This is a genomic window from Nostoc favosum CHAB5714 (genome assembly GCF_020829495.1).
Taxonomy (GTDB): domain Bacteria; phylum Cyanobacteriota; class Cyanobacteriia; order Cyanobacteriales; family Nostocaceae; genus Nostoc; species Nostoc favosum.
The window spans coordinates 15,760-30,765 of record NZ_JAIVFQ010000013.1 but is presented as its reverse complement, the minus strand read 5'-3'; the positions used below and the strand labels follow the sequence as shown (position 1 = coordinate 30,765).

Annotated in this window: 16 protein-coding genes; 10 read left to right on the top strand and 6 right to left on the bottom strand. The window is 42.5% G+C overall.

The window, feature by feature from the left end:
- The first annotated feature begins 229 nt into the window (after positions 1–229).
- Together LC586_RS11660 and LC586_RS11655 are read left to right on the top strand one after the other, a co-directional pair.
- Entirely contained in the window at positions 230–484 is a 255-nt protein-coding gene (locus LC586_RS11660) for a hypothetical protein (RefSeq protein WP_229484701.1), read from the top strand.
- Positions 472–885 carry a putative toxin-antitoxin system toxin component, PIN family gene (locus tag LC586_RS11655; RefSeq protein WP_229451545.1) on the top strand — a complete coding sequence of 138 codons (414 nt, stop codon included), beginning with the start codon at positions 472–474 and terminating at the stop codon, positions 883–885. Before LC586_RS11660 ends, LC586_RS11655 begins: the two co-directional genes overlap by 13 nt.
- 55 nt (positions 886–940) lie before the next feature.
- Here LC586_RS11655 and LC586_RS11650 read toward each other — a convergent pair whose 3' ends face one another.
- From LC586_RS11650 to LC586_RS11640, 3 genes are all read right to left on the bottom strand, one after another.
- Positions 941–1,186 carry a toxin-antitoxin system HicB family antitoxin gene (locus LC586_RS11650; protein ID WP_229484700.1) on the bottom strand — a complete coding sequence of 82 codons (246 nt, stop codon included), beginning with the start codon at positions 1,184–1,186 and terminating at the stop codon, positions 941–943.
- A 286-nt stretch (positions 1,187–1,472) separates the two neighbouring features.
- The gene (locus LC586_RS11645; RefSeq protein ID WP_229484699.1) at positions 1,473–2,129 is read right to left on the bottom strand and encodes a (2Fe-2S) ferredoxin domain-containing protein; all 657 of its coding nucleotides are present in this window, start codon (positions 2,127–2,129) and stop codon (positions 1,473–1,475) included.
- A 60-nt stretch (positions 2,130–2,189) separates the two neighbouring features.
- Positions 2,190–2,447, bottom strand: coding sequence for an Asr1405/Asl0597 family protein (locus LC586_RS11640; protein WP_229484698.1), 258 nt, complete (start codon positions 2,445–2,447; stop codon positions 2,190–2,192).
- Between the two features lie 106 nt (positions 2,448–2,553).
- On the opposite strand from LC586_RS11640, the gene LC586_RS11635 reads away from it, so the two are divergent.
- The 5 genes from LC586_RS11635 to LC586_RS11615 all read left to right on the top strand — a co-directional run bounded on the left by LC586_RS11635 (position 2,554) and on the right by LC586_RS11615 (position 9,613).
- Positions 2,554–2,871 carry a hypothetical protein gene (locus tag LC586_RS11635; RefSeq protein ID WP_229484697.1) on the top strand — a complete coding sequence of 106 codons (318 nt, stop codon included), beginning with the start codon at positions 2,554–2,556 and terminating at the stop codon, positions 2,869–2,871.
- A gap of 61 nt (positions 2,872–2,932) precedes the next feature.
- The gene (dpsA, locus tag LC586_RS11630; RefSeq protein ID WP_100898647.1) at positions 2,933–3,487 is read left to right on the top strand and encodes a DNA starvation/stress protection protein DpsA; all 555 of its coding nucleotides are present in this window, start codon (positions 2,933–2,935) and stop codon (positions 3,485–3,487) included.
- Positions 3,488–4,070: 583 nt separating this feature from the next.
- Complete coding sequence (carB, locus tag LC586_RS11625) at positions 4,071–7,406, top strand: carbamoyl-phosphate synthase large subunit (RefSeq protein WP_229484696.1); 3,336 nt, start codon at positions 4,071–4,073, stop codon at positions 7,404–7,406.
- A 592-nt stretch (positions 7,407–7,998) separates the two neighbouring features.
- Complete coding sequence (locus LC586_RS11620; RefSeq protein ID WP_109009939.1) at positions 7,999–8,955, top strand: RNA polymerase sigma factor, RpoD/SigA family; 957 nt, start codon at positions 7,999–8,001, stop codon at positions 8,953–8,955.
- A 313-nt stretch (positions 8,956–9,268) separates the two neighbouring features.
- Positions 9,269–9,613 (top strand): DUF760 domain-containing protein, encoded by a 345-nt coding sequence (locus LC586_RS11615; protein ID WP_229484695.1) that lies wholly within the window; start codon positions 9,269–9,271, stop codon positions 9,611–9,613.
- A 358-nt stretch (positions 9,614–9,971) separates the two neighbouring features.
- On the opposite strand, the gene LC586_RS11610 is transcribed toward LC586_RS11615, so the two are convergent.
- Positions 9,972–10,286 carry a zinc ribbon domain-containing protein gene (locus LC586_RS11610; protein ID WP_438822890.1) on the bottom strand — a complete coding sequence of 105 codons (315 nt, stop codon included), beginning with the start codon at positions 10,284–10,286 and terminating at the stop codon, positions 9,972–9,974.
- A 378-nt stretch (positions 10,287–10,664) separates the two neighbouring features.
- On the opposite strand from LC586_RS11610, the gene mutT reads away from it, so the two are divergent.
- The 3 genes from mutT to nblB all read left to right on the top strand — a co-directional run bounded on the left by mutT (position 10,665) and on the right by nblB (position 12,489).
- Positions 10,665–11,087, top strand: coding sequence for an 8-oxo-dGTP diphosphatase MutT (gene mutT / locus LC586_RS11605; protein ID WP_229484694.1), 423 nt, complete (start codon positions 10,665–10,667; stop codon positions 11,085–11,087).
- A 192-nt stretch (positions 11,088–11,279) separates the two neighbouring features.
- Entirely contained in the window at positions 11,280–11,744 is a 465-nt protein-coding gene (locus tag LC586_RS11600; protein WP_229484693.1) for a CBS domain-containing protein, read from the top strand.
- Between the two features lie 79 nt (positions 11,745–11,823).
- Positions 11,824–12,489, top strand: a complete 666-nt coding sequence (nblB, locus tag LC586_RS11595) for a phycobilisome degradation protein NblB (RefSeq protein WP_229484692.1) — start codon at positions 11,824–11,826, stop codon at positions 12,487–12,489.
- A gap of 159 nt (positions 12,490–12,648) precedes the next feature.
- Here nblB and LC586_RS11590 read toward each other — a convergent pair whose 3' ends face one another.
- Together LC586_RS11590 and LC586_RS11585 are read right to left on the bottom strand one after the other, a co-directional pair.
- Positions 12,649–13,335 carry a PEP-CTERM sorting domain-containing protein gene (locus LC586_RS11590; protein WP_229484691.1) on the bottom strand — a complete coding sequence of 229 codons (687 nt, stop codon included), beginning with the start codon at positions 13,333–13,335 and terminating at the stop codon, positions 12,649–12,651.
- Between the two features lie 763 nt (positions 13,336–14,098).
- A complete protein-coding gene (locus tag LC586_RS11585) occupies positions 14,099–14,617 on the bottom strand; it encodes a DUF456 domain-containing protein (RefSeq protein ID WP_229484690.1) in 519 nt (172 codons plus the stop codon).
- Between the last annotated feature and the right edge of the window lie 389 nt (positions 14,618–15,006).

Below are 15,006 nucleotides of genomic sequence, written 5' to 3'. Positions count from 1 at the left end.
CTTCGGGAGACTGGCGGCTAAACCTAATTGCGTCTAAATATTAAGCGATTTTAGCTAACTAATGACAAACAGCTTTGCAATCGCTAAACCCAATTGCATACAAATATTAAGCGATCGCCTTTACAACTGTCCCCTTCTAATGAGAGGGTTGAGGCGATCGCTAGTCAAATTTCTTGATACGCTGAAATAAGAATTTAGAAAAACTAATCCAGTTTTCCGGTAATTAACGATGCCAAAACTGACATTGAGCAATGAACAAGTAATTGAATTAGTTAAGCAACTACCGCCAGAGAGTAAACGAGTAGTATTATTAGCCCTAGCAAAAGAAAGTGAGCAAGAGCGGGATTCTCGTATGGAGTATGCCCAAAACCAATTACGGAACTTGTGTGCTGAACGTGGTTTAGATTGGGATAGTATGTCAGAAGATGAACGTGAGTCATTTATAGATGACTTAGTGCATGAGGACAGACAGTGCTACCAGTAGTAGTGTTTGATACAAATGTTTTACTCTCTGCTATTGGCTGGAAAGGTAGTCCTTATCACTGTATTGATTTGGCACGCCAAGGCCGGGTAAAAGGTTTAATCTGTCCAGAAATACTTGATGAACTGACCGAAAAATTAGAACAGAAGTTGAAATTTACGCCTATTCAAGTAATTGAGACAATAGCTGATTTGCTTAGTTTTCTACGCCTAATCACAATTGCCAACACTTTAAATTTTCTCACTACTGACCCAAACGATAACATGGTACTAGAATGCGCCATTGTTGGGAATGCAACTCACATTGTTACAGGCGACAAGCGGCATTTGTTACCTCTGGGCAGTTATCAAGGTATTGCAATTGTTAGTGCTAGAGATTTTCTGACTTTGGTTATACCTGAATAATCAAGTCAACTTAACACTGAGGTTGAAAACTCTGCACATCCCCTGCACTGCGTTGTTAGGCTGTGGGTAAGCGATCGTAAGATTCCGGTTCAATATCTGGTACTTTAGCTAAAACTGCGTCGTATTTTTCTCGACTGCCTCGCTTTGCTAACTCACCTAGATAAATTTCAGTTGTTAGTGCAGCGATTTTCTCTGCAACTGCTGTCGCCACAAACTGATCCATAGAAATGCTGTCTTGTTTGGCAAGTTCCTGGAAACTTTTGTACAAAGAGTCAGGAAGCTGGACGCTGAGGTTGTTCATGACAATGCTGCCATTTGAAAATGATTGCGAGGGATTTTACTTTTTGGACGACAAGCTGCTTTGCTTCGGCTTCTTGAACCGCAGGCATCGCTAAACTCAATTGCATACAAATATTAAGCGATCGCCACTACTACTTTGCCTTGCTGATGACAAATCGTAGGCGATCGCTTAATTTGAAACTCTTGGAAATACTTGGCAAAAACCGAATGCCGAGTATTAATGGAACACACTTAATGAAGATATTATTAAGCTTTCTCATTCAAATGTCAAGATTTCGCTATTTTTTTCAGCAAAACTTAGCATTAAATATCGCCGCTTCTCTTAAATTATCAGGCTGTGCTTCTGAATTCTTGTCACCAAAATGCTTATCCATCAACGCCGGAACCTGTGTAGCTTGAATTCGGCTATGGCGCGTTTTATCTGGCATAACTAGGTTAGGCCCAGCTTTACAGTTCTTCATACAACCAGTGCCCTTGATTGTAACTTGGTCTTCTAAACCGCGATCGCTTAAAGCCGCCTCCAACGCCTGACAAACTGCTTTACCACCGCGTTTCATGCAATCAGATTTTTGACACACCAAAATCGTGGCTTTAGTTTTAGCTGGTTTTACCTTGGCATTATCAATAGATGGGGGTTCTTGTGGTGCAGCGATGGTTTGAACTGTCGCCATTTCAGAACGCGCCGCCATCACACGTTCAGCTTTCAGTGTAACTTTGTCTTTTTTTATATCGTATTCTTTATAACCAACAACTTGCAGCCAAGTCCCTGGTGGTAAGCGCAAGTCAAAAGCAGCCCGTAAATGTTTAGCGAGTTTAATATAAGACTCACCCTCATGAGTCCCCAGCATTAAGCCTTTAAGCTTATAGCCATCTTTAATAACAAAATCTATAAATCTGCCCTCAAGGCAAAACTGCGATACTTCCATACTGTGAGATGCACCCATTTTTTAACCTCCTTTTAATTAATACAACCTATCAAGCGAGATATTCTCAGCAGCTAAAGATTAGAACTGTTGGTAGCGATTTTTCCAGCAACACTCAAGAGTCCAAATTTGGTCTTGACGGGAGGCTGTTAATCGCCGTATCACACTCCAAAGTTGAACAGCTGTCATAGGAGAGCCAATTTCAACTTTCAATGGCTGGTTAGCCGTACAACTACAGGGAATGTCTAACTCCTTTAGGCGTTGATAGACTTGCCAGCGATCTGCCCAATTCACCTCTACAAGGTGGTTGCTTTCTATTTCTGAACTAAACGATTTCAAGAGAATTGCCCTCAAAGTGCAACAAACTTGCAGTAACTACCGCCATTTAACTCTCTGCTTTTTGAAAGTCTGAGGAGTTTAACCTCTTAAAACCAGCATACCTTAAGTGCAAACAATTCTCAGTAATTTTGGAAAAAAAGTCAAATTTTTGCAGCCATCCCATATTCAGAGGGGGAACAGGCAGAGGGGTACAAAGCTTGGAGCAGAGGGGAAAGAGGTAATTTTTATTTTTTATTCTCTCTTTTGCCCCCTGCCCCCTGCTTTTCTTGATAAATATGCACATTTAAGCTGGGATGTCAATGATAATGAGAAAATTATGCAATTTGATGAGCGTGCCATCATCCAGCCGACAATAAACTTGAGATTTTTAGTAAGCAAAAATACAAAATATTGTGATGGCGAATTGGCTTGCTGTTCTTATTAAAATGTTAATATGTAAGCAATAAGCAGTTAAAATCTATAACTGTGAAAAAGAGAGGAACACAATGTCTGAAACGCAAACTTTGTTACGGAATTTTGGTAATGTATATGACAACCCTGTGTTGTTGGATCACAGCGTAACTGCTCCAGTGACAGAAGGATTCAACGTTGTATTAGCTAGTTTCCAGGCACTATACTTGCAGTACCAAAAGCATCATTTTGTAGTTGAAGGCTCAGAATTTTACTCTCTGCATGAGTTTTTTAACGAAAGCTACAACCAAGTACAAGACCACGTTCATGAAATTGGAGAACGTTTGGATGGACTGGGTGGCGTGCCAGTAGCGACCTTCAGCAAGTTAGCAGAATTAACCTGTTTTGAACAAGAATCTGAAGGTGTATATTCCTCTCGCCAAATGGTGGAAAATGACCTAGCTGCCGAACAAGCAATCATTGGCGTGATTCGTCGTCAAGCTGCTCAAGCAGAGAGTTTAGGCGATCGGGGTACACGCTATCTGTACGAAAAGATTTTGTTGAAAACTGAGGAACGTGCATATCATTTGTCTCACTTCCTCGCTAAAGACAGCTTAACTTTAGGGTTTGTCCAAGCTGCTCAAAGCTAAAACTCTTATAATCTAGATTTGTCTACCTAGACTGAAAGAAAAAGTTAGCAGCACTAACTCTTAAAATATTATAAAAAATGGCAGAGGATGGTATTCGTATCTCTCTGCCATTTTTAATCTAAGTAAACATATTTTCATAATATTTAACGTTGCAAATATTTAGCAATTAGATAGTTAATAAATATTTTTAGCTAAGAAATTTATTTATATTTAATAATTAGATAGGTATATGCCAGAATAAATAACCATCTGTTGCCAAATCTCACCAACTTAAATAATAAAGATTCGCAAAAACTTTAAAAATTTTAGCATCGTAATTAAATAAAATTAGAAATACAAAATAATCATTGGGCATGGGGCATTGAAAAGAGGGACAGGGGCAGGGAGCTGCTCTTGCTGAGGGGAAAGAGGTAATTTTTATTCTCCCCCCTGCCTCCCCTACTCCCCACAGACGCGATTAATCGCGTCTCTACCCGCCCCCTTTGTCATCAAACTTAGAAAACTTAATAATAAAAAGCACGAGAGGGGATAAAGACCCTTAAAATAATCAGGATTTGTATTCTCGTATTTCAAGGCAACGACTATGCCCCGCCGTGATGACCTCCGGAAGATTCTACTGTTAGGCTCTGGCCCAATTGTGATTGGACAAGCCTGTGAGTTTGACTACTCTGGCACTCAAGCCTGCAAAGCGCTGCGAGAAGAAGGCTATGAAGTGGTTTTGGTCAACTCCAACCCTGCAACAATTATGACCGACCCGGAAACGGCCGATCGCACTTACATTGAGCCGTTGACACCGGAATTGGTCGAAAAAGTCATTGAGAAAGAACGCCCTGATGCTCTCCTACCAACGATGGGAGGACAAACCGCCCTCAACCTCGCCGTTACTTTAGCTAAAAATGGGGTCTTGGAAAAGTACGGCGTTGAGTTAATCGGCGCTAAACTACCAGCCATCGAAAAAGCCGAAGATCGAAAACTTTTTGGTGAGGCAATGGCAAGGATTGGGGTAGCCGTATGTCCCAGCGACACAGCCGAATCTTTAGAAGAAGCCAAAGCTGTCGCCCGCAAAATTGGTACTTATCCCCTAATTATTCGTCCAGCTTTCACAATGGGTGGAAGTGGCGGCGGTATTGCTTACAACCAAGAAGAATTTGAAGAAATGGCACAGGTAGGTATAGATGCCAGCCCCGTTTCGCAAATTCTCATTGACCAGTCTTTACTCGGCTGGAAAGAATATGAACTCGAAGTGATGCGTGATTTGGCAGATAACGTGGTGATTATCTGCTCCATCGAAAACCTTGACCCTATGGGCATCCACACCGGAGACTCCATTACCGTCGCTCCCGCGCAAACCCTCACTGATAAAGAATATCAAAGGCTGCGGGATATGGCAATTAAAATCATCCGCGAGATAGGGGTGGAAACTGGCGGTTCTAATATCCAGTTTGCTGTTAATCCGGTTAATGGGGATGTGGTTGTAATTGAGATGAACCCCCGCGTTTCCCGCAGTTCAGCTTTATCTTCCAAAGCCACGGGTTTTCCCATCGCCAAAATGGCAGCAAAATTGGCTGTGGGCTACACCTTGGATGAAATTAAAAATGACATCACCAAGAAAACTCCCGCGTCCTTTGAGCCGACAATTGACTATGTGGTGACAAAAATTCCTCGCTTCGCCTTTGAAAAATTCCCCGGTTCTGACCCAGTGCTGACAACCCAAATGAAATCAGTCGGGGAAGTAATGGCAATTGGGCGTACATTCAACGAATCCTTCCAAAAGGCGCTGCGATCGCTCGAAACCGGACGCGCTGGTTGGGGTTGCGACAAAGCCGAAAAATTACCCAGTGGTGAACAAATCCGCGCCCAACTGCGAACACCTAACCCCGATCGCATTTTCTCCGTGCGCCATGCCTTGCAACTAGGGATTAGTGCTGAGGAAATCTACGAACTGACTGGTATTGACCCGTGGTTCCTAGATAAATTTCAGCAACTGCTAGATGTTGAGAAATTCCTCAAGCGGACACCCTTGCAGCAATTGACAAAAGAGCAACTTTATGAAGTGAAGCGGGACGGATATAGCGATCGCCAGATTGCTTATGCCACCAAAACCACCGAAGATGAAGTTCGCGCTTACCGCAAGTCACTAGGGATTATCCCAGTTTATAAAACCGTAGATACCTGCGCTGCTGAGTTTGAAGCGTTTACCCCTTACTATTATTCTACCTACGAAGAAGAAACAGAGGTTTTGCCAGCAACCAAGCCAAAAGTATTGATTTTGGGTGGTGGCCCCAACCGCATTGGACAGGGAATTGAGTTTGATTATTGTTGTTGTCACGCCGCATACGCTTTGAAAAAAGCGGGGTATGAGACGATTATGGTCAACTCTAACCCAGAGACAGTTTCGACCGACTACGATACTAGCGATCGCCTTTACTTTGAGCCTTTAACAAAAGAAGATGTTATTAACATCATTGAAACTGAAAATCCAGTCGGGGTAATAATCCAGTTTGGCGGACAAACACCACTGAAATTAGCATTACCTTTGCAAGAGTTTTTGAATCGCAGGAGTCAGGAGTCAGAAGTAGCGGATGATTCCTCCCCAATTTGTACAGACGCGATTAATCGCGTCTCTACCCACTCCCCACTCCTCACTAAAATTTGGGGTACATCGCCAGATTCCATCGACATGGCAGAAAACCGGGAGCGGTTTGAAAAGATTCTCCAACAGTTGAATATTGCCCAACCGCCTAATGGTATCGCTCGGAGTTACGAAGACGCGCTGATTGTCGCCAAACGCATTGGCTATCCGGTAGTGGTGCGTCCCAGCTATGTGTTGGGGGGACGGGCGATGGAAATCGTCTATTCTGATACTGAATTGGAACGCTACATGACCTTTGCGGTACTAGTGGAACCAGAACATCCGATTTTGATTGATAAGTTTTTGGAAAATGCGATCGAAGTCGATGTAGATGCGATCGCCGATCATACCGGACGCGTGGTGATTGGTGGCATCATGGAACACATAGAACAAGCGGGGATTCACTCAGGAGATTCCGCTTGTTCCTTACCCTCCATTTCCCTATCACCAGCAGTTCTTAATCAAATTCGCACTTGGACGGTGCAGCTAGCGCAAGCGCTGTCAGTCGTGGGGTTGATGAATATTCAATTTGCCGTTGTCGGTGCAAGCAGTTATTCTCCCCAAGTTTACATTTTGGAAGCCAACCCCCGCGCCTCGCGTACAGTGCCCTTTGTTTCTAAAGCAACAGGCGTACAGTTAGCGAAACTAGCATCCTTAATTATGTCAGGTAAAACCTTAGAGGAGCTACATTTTACCGAGGAAGTCATTCCCACACATATTGCTGTAAAAGAAGCAGTATTACCCTTTAATAAATTCCCAGGAACTGATACAATATTGGGCCCAGAAATGCGGTCTACTGGTGAGGTGATGGGGATTGACAGCGACTTTGGCCGTGCCTTTGCCAAAGCGGAAATGGGTGCTGGGGAGCGTTTACCACTAAGTGGAACTGTATTTGTATCAATGAGCGATCGCGATAAAGCGTCTGCCGGTGGTGTGGTGAAAGAGTTTATCGATTTGGGCTTTACAGTGATGGCTACCCTTGGTACACGGCGAGTTCTTCTCGAACAAGGTTTAAATATTGAATTAGTACTTAAACTCCATGAAGGCCGTCCCCACGTCCTAGATGCAATCAAAAACCAGAAAATCCAACTTATTATCAACACACCTTCAGGGGAAGAAGCCCATACTGATGCTAGGTTAATCCGTCGCACAGCCTTAGCTTACAAAATTCCCATCATTACTACCATCGCTGGCGCGAAAGCTACCGTCGCCGCCATTCGTTCCTTACAAAATACGACTTTGGACGTAAAAACCATTCAAGAGTATTGCCCGATTGCGAGGGAGTAGGGAGTGGGTAGAGACGCGATTAATCGCGTCTGTACAAAGTAATCGCGTCTGTACAAAGTGGGGAGGTAGGGGGAGAAGAACTATTAATTGTTGTCCAATTCCCCATTCCCCATTCCCCCCCACTCCCAGCAAAAATTAAGTAATTGTTATAAGAGAATGACTATAGTTCTCATTAGAGATACTTTAACAAATATGAGGAAAATTATTTGAACCTGAGAATTTCTTAAATTGACTTCTAGTCAGCCTGGAGAGAAAGGGCGACGTTGCATGAACTGGAACAACCAGGAAATTTAATGTCGCCATATAGCCAAAATATTCTCATAAATGTTACAATTGTTAATATGCCTCCAATAGAAAAATGTTTAAAAAGCGATCTTTTATCTAACTGTAGATACTTGTACAAAGTAGGAAATAGCTGTAACTTTTAGCAGTTAAGAAGCCTAAATTTGATTATTATGAGCAGCCGAGTTTCTCGGATGCGTAAGTTGCAAACCATAGCATAGGTTCCCAGTCTGACTGGGTAGCACCCTAAAAAAGCATCTATCCCTTAATGACCCTACCGCCAAACCCATCATTACCAAAGAGTAGCGCCATGAAGACCGCTCAGACAGCCACAGACCTCGTGCGGACTTACCTGCGTGAGATTGGCCGTGTGCCACTCTTAACACACGAGGAAGAGATTTTCTATGGTAAACAGGTGCAACGTTCCTGCACTTTGCACGAATCAAGAGAATCTCTTGCCACCCAGTTAGGTCGTCAACCGACTTTAGAAGAATGGGCCAAAGCGACAAAGCTAGAACCAGCAGAGTTGAACGAAGCGATCGCTGATGGTGAGATTGCCAAGCGTAAGATGGTAGAAGCCAATTTGCGGCTGGTAGTCTCCGTTGCCAAAAAGTACATAAAGCGCAACGTCGATTTACTGGACTTGATCCAAGAAGGTAGTATTGGTATGCAACGGGGCGTAGAAAAGTTTGACCCTACCAAAGGGTATAGATTTTCTACATACGCCTATTGGTGGATTCGGCAAGCTATCACCCGTGCCATAGCCGAAAAAGCTCGCACCATTCGGCTGCCTATCCATATCACTGAAAAATTAAATAAAATTAAAAAGGCACAGCGCCAATTGTCTCAAAAATTGGGACGCGCTCCGACAGCTGGTGAGCTAGCTGAAGAATTAGAATTGACTCCCAAACAAGTACGAGAGTATCTAGAAAAGGCGCGTTTGCCCCTTTCCTTGGATTTGCGCTTGGGTGATAATTACGACACCGAACTTGGAGAAATGCTGGAAGATCCAGGAGCATCTCCAGAAGAGTTTGTCATGCAATCTTCCTTATCTTATGACTTAGATCGCCTGATGGGTGACCTGACGCCGCAACAGAAGGAAGTGATTACGCTGCGCTTTGGCTTAACTGATGGGCAAGCCCTGACGCTGGCTAGAATTGGTGAAATCCTGAACATCAGCCGAGAACGAGTCCGGCAAATTGAGCGGGAAGCTTTAACCAAACTTCGCAAGTCTAAAGCCAACATGGGTGAATATTTAGCAAGTTAGTGATTAGTGAGCCAGCGCGGTCTTGGGGGTTTCCCCCATGAGCGACTGGCGTTAGCGCAGCGCTAGCGAGGCACGAGCGTCACCCGTAAGGGTCATTAGTCCTTTGTTATGAGTTATTTACAAAGGACGAATGACCAATGGGTGAGAAAATACGCTGACTTTGGTACGGTTACGCCTACTTCCACTCTTAAGCTAGCTTGTTACATTAGTTGACAGGAAGACGGAATAGCTAGCTAAGTCTAATCCAAAACAGACATTTAATATTCAAATCACAAGCACCGCAGCTAGCAGTGGTAGTTAAGGAGCTAATATAATGAATAACCCATCCAATCGTGTCTCAGAATTTTTCAATAGCGAATCAGAAACTAGCGATTTACTATGGCAGTATGTTAAATCCTTGAGTCCAGAAACAGTTACCCAACTATCTAAACCCACGTCTGCCGAAGTTTTTCAGGTGATGGAACGGAATATTACAGGACTATTGGGTAATCTACCTTCAGAAAGCTTTGGCGTTACTGTAAGTACCAGTCGAGAAAGTCTGGGTCGGCTTCTGGCTTCTGCTATGATTAGTGGTTATTTCTTGCGTAACGCTGAACAGAGAATGGATTTTGAAATCGCCCTACAAGGATCTGAAACCAATAGCAGCGAAATTGACTAGAAATATAATGGTAAATTCAATATTGTTGTTGGGTTTATAGCTAGTCACAGTCATGGCGATACGAATTTAAAATAAGCCTCTGCGAAATCTTTGCCCCTAATTCCCAATTATGCATCAGCTAAATATTTTTAAAATATCCAAAACAGTGACAAATTAAGATTGCAATTTAAACGCATAGGCGCTTTGCCGAACTGCATATTAGGAGTGCAGAGGTTATCGCAGAGGTTTGGAATGTGGTTCTCTATGAACTTATTTAGTTTGGTAATCAGTTCAGCTAGAGGTGTATCTCTAAATGATTAATACACACGCGTGGGTAAACTAACGACAATAAATCATATTCGCATTGACACTCCCCATCTTAGGAGTACCTTGAAGATGGGGATTCTACATTCATCCTAGTTACTTGCTCAACCAGGGTTCCCCCAAGTAGAGTAGAGGTCGCTAGTCCTGTAGCGTTACTTCCGGTCTGCCCGACCGTAGTTTGTTTACCAATATTCAGAATGTTAATGCTTGCATTATGATCTCTCTGCAAAACACAGCCACATTTACAAACATGGGTGCGATGATACAAAGATTTTTTAACAATCACACCACAACTGCTGCATTTTTGGCTTGTATATTGCGGAGGAACAACAACTACAACAGTTCCAAACTTAGTCGCAAAATGTTCTATCCATTGGCGAAATAGAGTCCATCAAGGAATACTCCGAGAAAAAACAATTATCTATGGCTGAAATTCTTAGAGATTATATTAAAACTCTGGCGTTACCTTCTAAGAAATAGCTCATTCCTCATACATCTGTTCTCTGTCTTGCCTGCGGCAAAAATTGATTACAGATGTAATCGTCAATCGCCACCTTACATCCCCAAGAGTGTAGAGGGATGGGGTATTACGGTGTTCTGATAAATCCAAACTCGGCAGAGTTCACACTAATCTGCCGAGTTTTATTATGAGTCAACAGCGGACTTTGAATCAAGGGGTCGAATCCCATAAGTGAATTGCTCCTCCTGCCACCTGCCTCCTTCAACTCTGCCCATCTCCCCATAAACTATGAGTACAATCAACTCTCTCCCACCCCATAAAATCATTGGTGTTGCAGTAATTTGGAACGATCAAGAACAAATTTTAATTGATCGCCGTCGTCCAGAAGGAGCAATGGGTGGTTTGTGGGAATTTCCTGGTGGTAAAATTGAGCCTGGTGAAACTATCAGCGAGTGTATTCAACGAGAAATTTCCGAAGAACTGGGAATAGTAATTGAAGTAGGAGAGCATCTGATTACTATTGAGCATACTTATACAGACTTGCGCGTTACCCTCACAGTACATCACTGCCGCCATGTTACAGGTGTTCCCCAACCTTTGGAATCCGATGAAATTCGCTGGGTAACCTTGGAAGAACTGGAGGAGTTTACTTTTCCTAAAGCAAATATTCAAATTATTGCTGCTTTAAAAGGGATGGGGAGTAGGGAGTAGGGAGTGGGGAGTAGGGGGAGGCAGGGGAGGATGAAGAAAAAATCAATTCAAAATTCAAAATTAAAGAACTTCTACCTTCTGCCTCCTCTTGCCAATGCCCAATAGCGTAACAATCTATTAATTGCATCAGGTTGAGTCCCGCAATTTTCTACAATAAGCGCAGGGACTTTGATTAAAGGTGTCAATAAATAAATGCCTAAAACCGTTGCCGATGTGATGAGCCGCGATCCTATTGTCGTCCGGGTGGAAACTCCACTGAATGAAGCTATCCAAATTCTCGCAGAACGGCACATCAGCGGACTACCTGTTGTGGATGATGTCGGTAAATTGGTGGGTATTATATCAGAAACCGATTTGATGTGGCAAGAAACTGGTGTTACTCCACCTGCGTACATCATGTTTCTTGATAGCGTTATCTATTTAAAAAATCCTGCTACTTATGAACGTGACTTGCACAAGGCTTTAGGGCAAACCGTTGGGGAGGTAATGAGTAAAAACCCGATCGCTATTTCCCCTGATAAAACTTTAAGGGAAGCCGCTACAATCATGCACGATCGCAGCGTTCACCGATTGCCAGTACTTGACGGCACGGATCAAGTAATTGGTATCCTCACTCGTGGTGATATTATTCGGGCAATGGCAGCAAGTCAAGATTAGTCATTTGTCATTTGTCCAGAGTTTTTTGACTGTTGACTAATGACTGTTTTTTACACCTATGAAAATCAAGGATAACTAAATGAGTATTACTCCGGAGTCTGTTAAGGAATTGCTCAGTTCTGAGAATTTAGGCGATCGCTTACGCGCAGTAAATCAAATCCGCGAACTGGAACCTGCGATCGGCTTTGAATTAATTCAAAGTGCTATTGGCGATAGCAATTCCCGTGTGCGTTACTCGGCAGTGAGTCAAATGGATACACTCGGAACACAAGATTTACAGTTATCCTTAGATATCTTGCGCGATCGCTTGCTTCATGACTCCGAAGTAGATGTACAAGCAGCAGCAGCAGACTGTTTGGGCGCTCTGAAGTTACGTGAAGCTTTTGAAGACTTGCAGCACCTTTACCATACAACCGGTGAATGGTTAATACAATTCAGTATTATCGCCACATTAGGAGAGTTAGGCGATCCACGAGCCTTTGAACTACTCAAAGAGGCGCTTTCATCAGAAAACGAATTAGTCCAAACTGCTGCTATTAGTTCTTTGGGTGACTTGGGAGATTTACAAGCAGTTCCTTTGTTGGCTCCCTATGCTACCAATCCAGATTGGCAAATTCGTTACAGAGTTGTACAAGCCTTGGATCGTTTGGGTAGTGCAGAAGCCAAATCTATATTAGAAACTCTGGCTGATGATGAAGTAGATGCGATCGCCAATGAAGCGAAACAATCTTTGCAGTCAGTTTAAGTCTATCTCAGATTAAAAAATTCACCTTTAAATAGATTTGTGTGACAAAAGAAAAAATTCGACTTGGTTGGAAAAATTTTGCATTCCAACCAAATCGAATTGATAAATTAGAGTTACTTTTAGTTGCTAAAAGTAACTTTTTTATATTCAGAATTAGGTCTATTGAACGAAACTTTTGCGGCGGCGAGATATAGACATAACCATCCCAGCACCAACTAAACCTAAGCCTAGCATTGTGGTTGGCTCAGGAACTGATTTAGCGGAGAGAGTTAACTGGTAATCGCTTGAACCCCCAGAAACAGAAGCGCTCAGAACACCCGTCCCAATAGTTTGTCCATTGAAATTAAATTTCCCCGTAATCCCTGTGGCCGTTATGTCACTAATGGTAGTATCAAATATCCGAGTTCTGGTAACTACAGAATCATCTAGGTCAAAGGTAAGAAGGGCAGTAATGTTATCAAGGGTTCGTGATCCGAAATTAATGAATGGAGTGTAAATGCCTGTAGAGTATGTAGCTGTTGTAATTGCTCCGCTTGATACTACATCAGTTATCTTGGTTAAATTTAGAGTGTTAATGCTAATACCTATGCCTGAGTTTAAGTTTGGTAAGAAGGTTGCAAAATCACCGTCACCCTTAACACCATCAACATCGACAAATGTAATAGTAGTAGTAGGTGGATTGATTCCCTCATTAGGAACGATAGATGTACCATTAAGACCAATACTCCCGCTCAAGGTTACAGCTTGAGATGAACCAGCAGATATAAACATCCCAGCAGTAGCTAAGGGGATGGCAGCAGTAACGGCTAGAGTTGCATTTAGTAATCTAGATTTAAAATTAATCATTATCGTTTTAGGCTCCTAGTAATAACCTTAAATCAGAGCAATTGCTTTACTTTTAATCTCAGTAATTTATCGAAAATACTGTCAGTGAAAGCGAAACTTGCGTGATGTATTTCTTATCTCCATAAAATCACATAGACTTAGAGCCTGCAATATTTACTGAGTGGTCTTCATCACATCTTTAAGGCATTATTATCCTTCATGAAATTTTAATTTCTTATATATGTGCGCTTCGTATATTTCAGACTCCGTAAGGTTTAGATTGTTGGCAATAGCTCTGACTTTAAAAAAAGCTGTTTACATAGTATCAACAAAATAGTAATTTTATATACTTATAATTACCCAAACATATTTTAAATAAATGGAGTATACAGTCTATCTATAATCTCTTTAGTTACAAATATTTAGTGAAACGGTTACTCTCGTAGAATAAATGGGAGGAACCACTGTATTTGTTTACTATGGATAGTCTTTGTTATCAAATTGAATGTTTGTAATAAGTAGCTAACTGCTAGCTATAATTACTGTTTTCAAATGTGTCAGGCCTTTGAAATGCTAAGACGTTGTTTGAAAAGTGTTTCCCTGTGACTTTAGGTACTTTTAGATCTCCCCTAACCCCCCGATAAATTGGGGGGAACCGGAGTCAAAGTCCCCCAATTTATCGGGGAGCCAGTGCGGTCTTGGGGGTTTCCCCCATGAGCAACTGGCGTGGATTTAGGAGGATCTAAAACTTTTGATACCAACAAGAGGACTTTTCAAACATCCTCTAAGAGCCAAATACTTGTGGCCAAGTTGTCACAACGAAAACTACAACTGCTGCGATCGCTAACAACCCTTGAATCAAATTTCCAACCAAAGAGCCGACTACAATTCCTATACCCGCCTTAACCGCTAACCCGAATTCACGTCGGTAAAGATACTCACCGATAATTGCTCCCAAAAGCGGGCCTAGTAAAATTCCTAATAGTGGGCCACCAAAAGGCAACGTTGGCAATAATCCCAAAAATCCCACCACCAAACCGACAATTGCGCCAATTTGACCCCACTTGCTAGCTCCAGCTTGTTTTGCTCCCACATAACTAGCTAAAAAATCCACTCCGACACTCAGCAGTAAAACGATAATTGTCACAATTAGGGGAATCTTGATAGCTGCAAAGGAACTACTAACGATTCCCCAGACGATAATTGCAATTAAAATTAAGCTGCTACCAGGAATGGCAGGAACTACAGCACCAATGATACCCACAAGCATTACAGCCAGTAATAGCCAATAAATAATTTGCATAAATAGAATTGTAAATTTCTAAATTTCCCAGTCGTAGGGGCGCACAGCAAGCCATTGGTGTCAACTTAAGTTCAAAAGCTTTTCCCACAGGCATTTTACCCCACCCCCAACCCCTCCCCAAAGCATCGGGGAGGGGAGGTTTTGGCTTTAGACAAAACCGGGGTGGGGTGACGCGTCGAGTGATGGTAAGTGAGTGGACTCAATATCATTCCTTGACAAGGGTTTCACGTTAAGTTGATACCAATGACAGCAAGCTCACAAGTGTCAACAAAAGCCTAGAAATAGCAAAACTTTCGGCTTGACTCGCCCGCCTCGAACTAAAGTTCTTTGGCTTTTAGCTAAAGTCTACTCAAGTAGACTAAAGATTTTTGGCTATATTTAGTCATCAA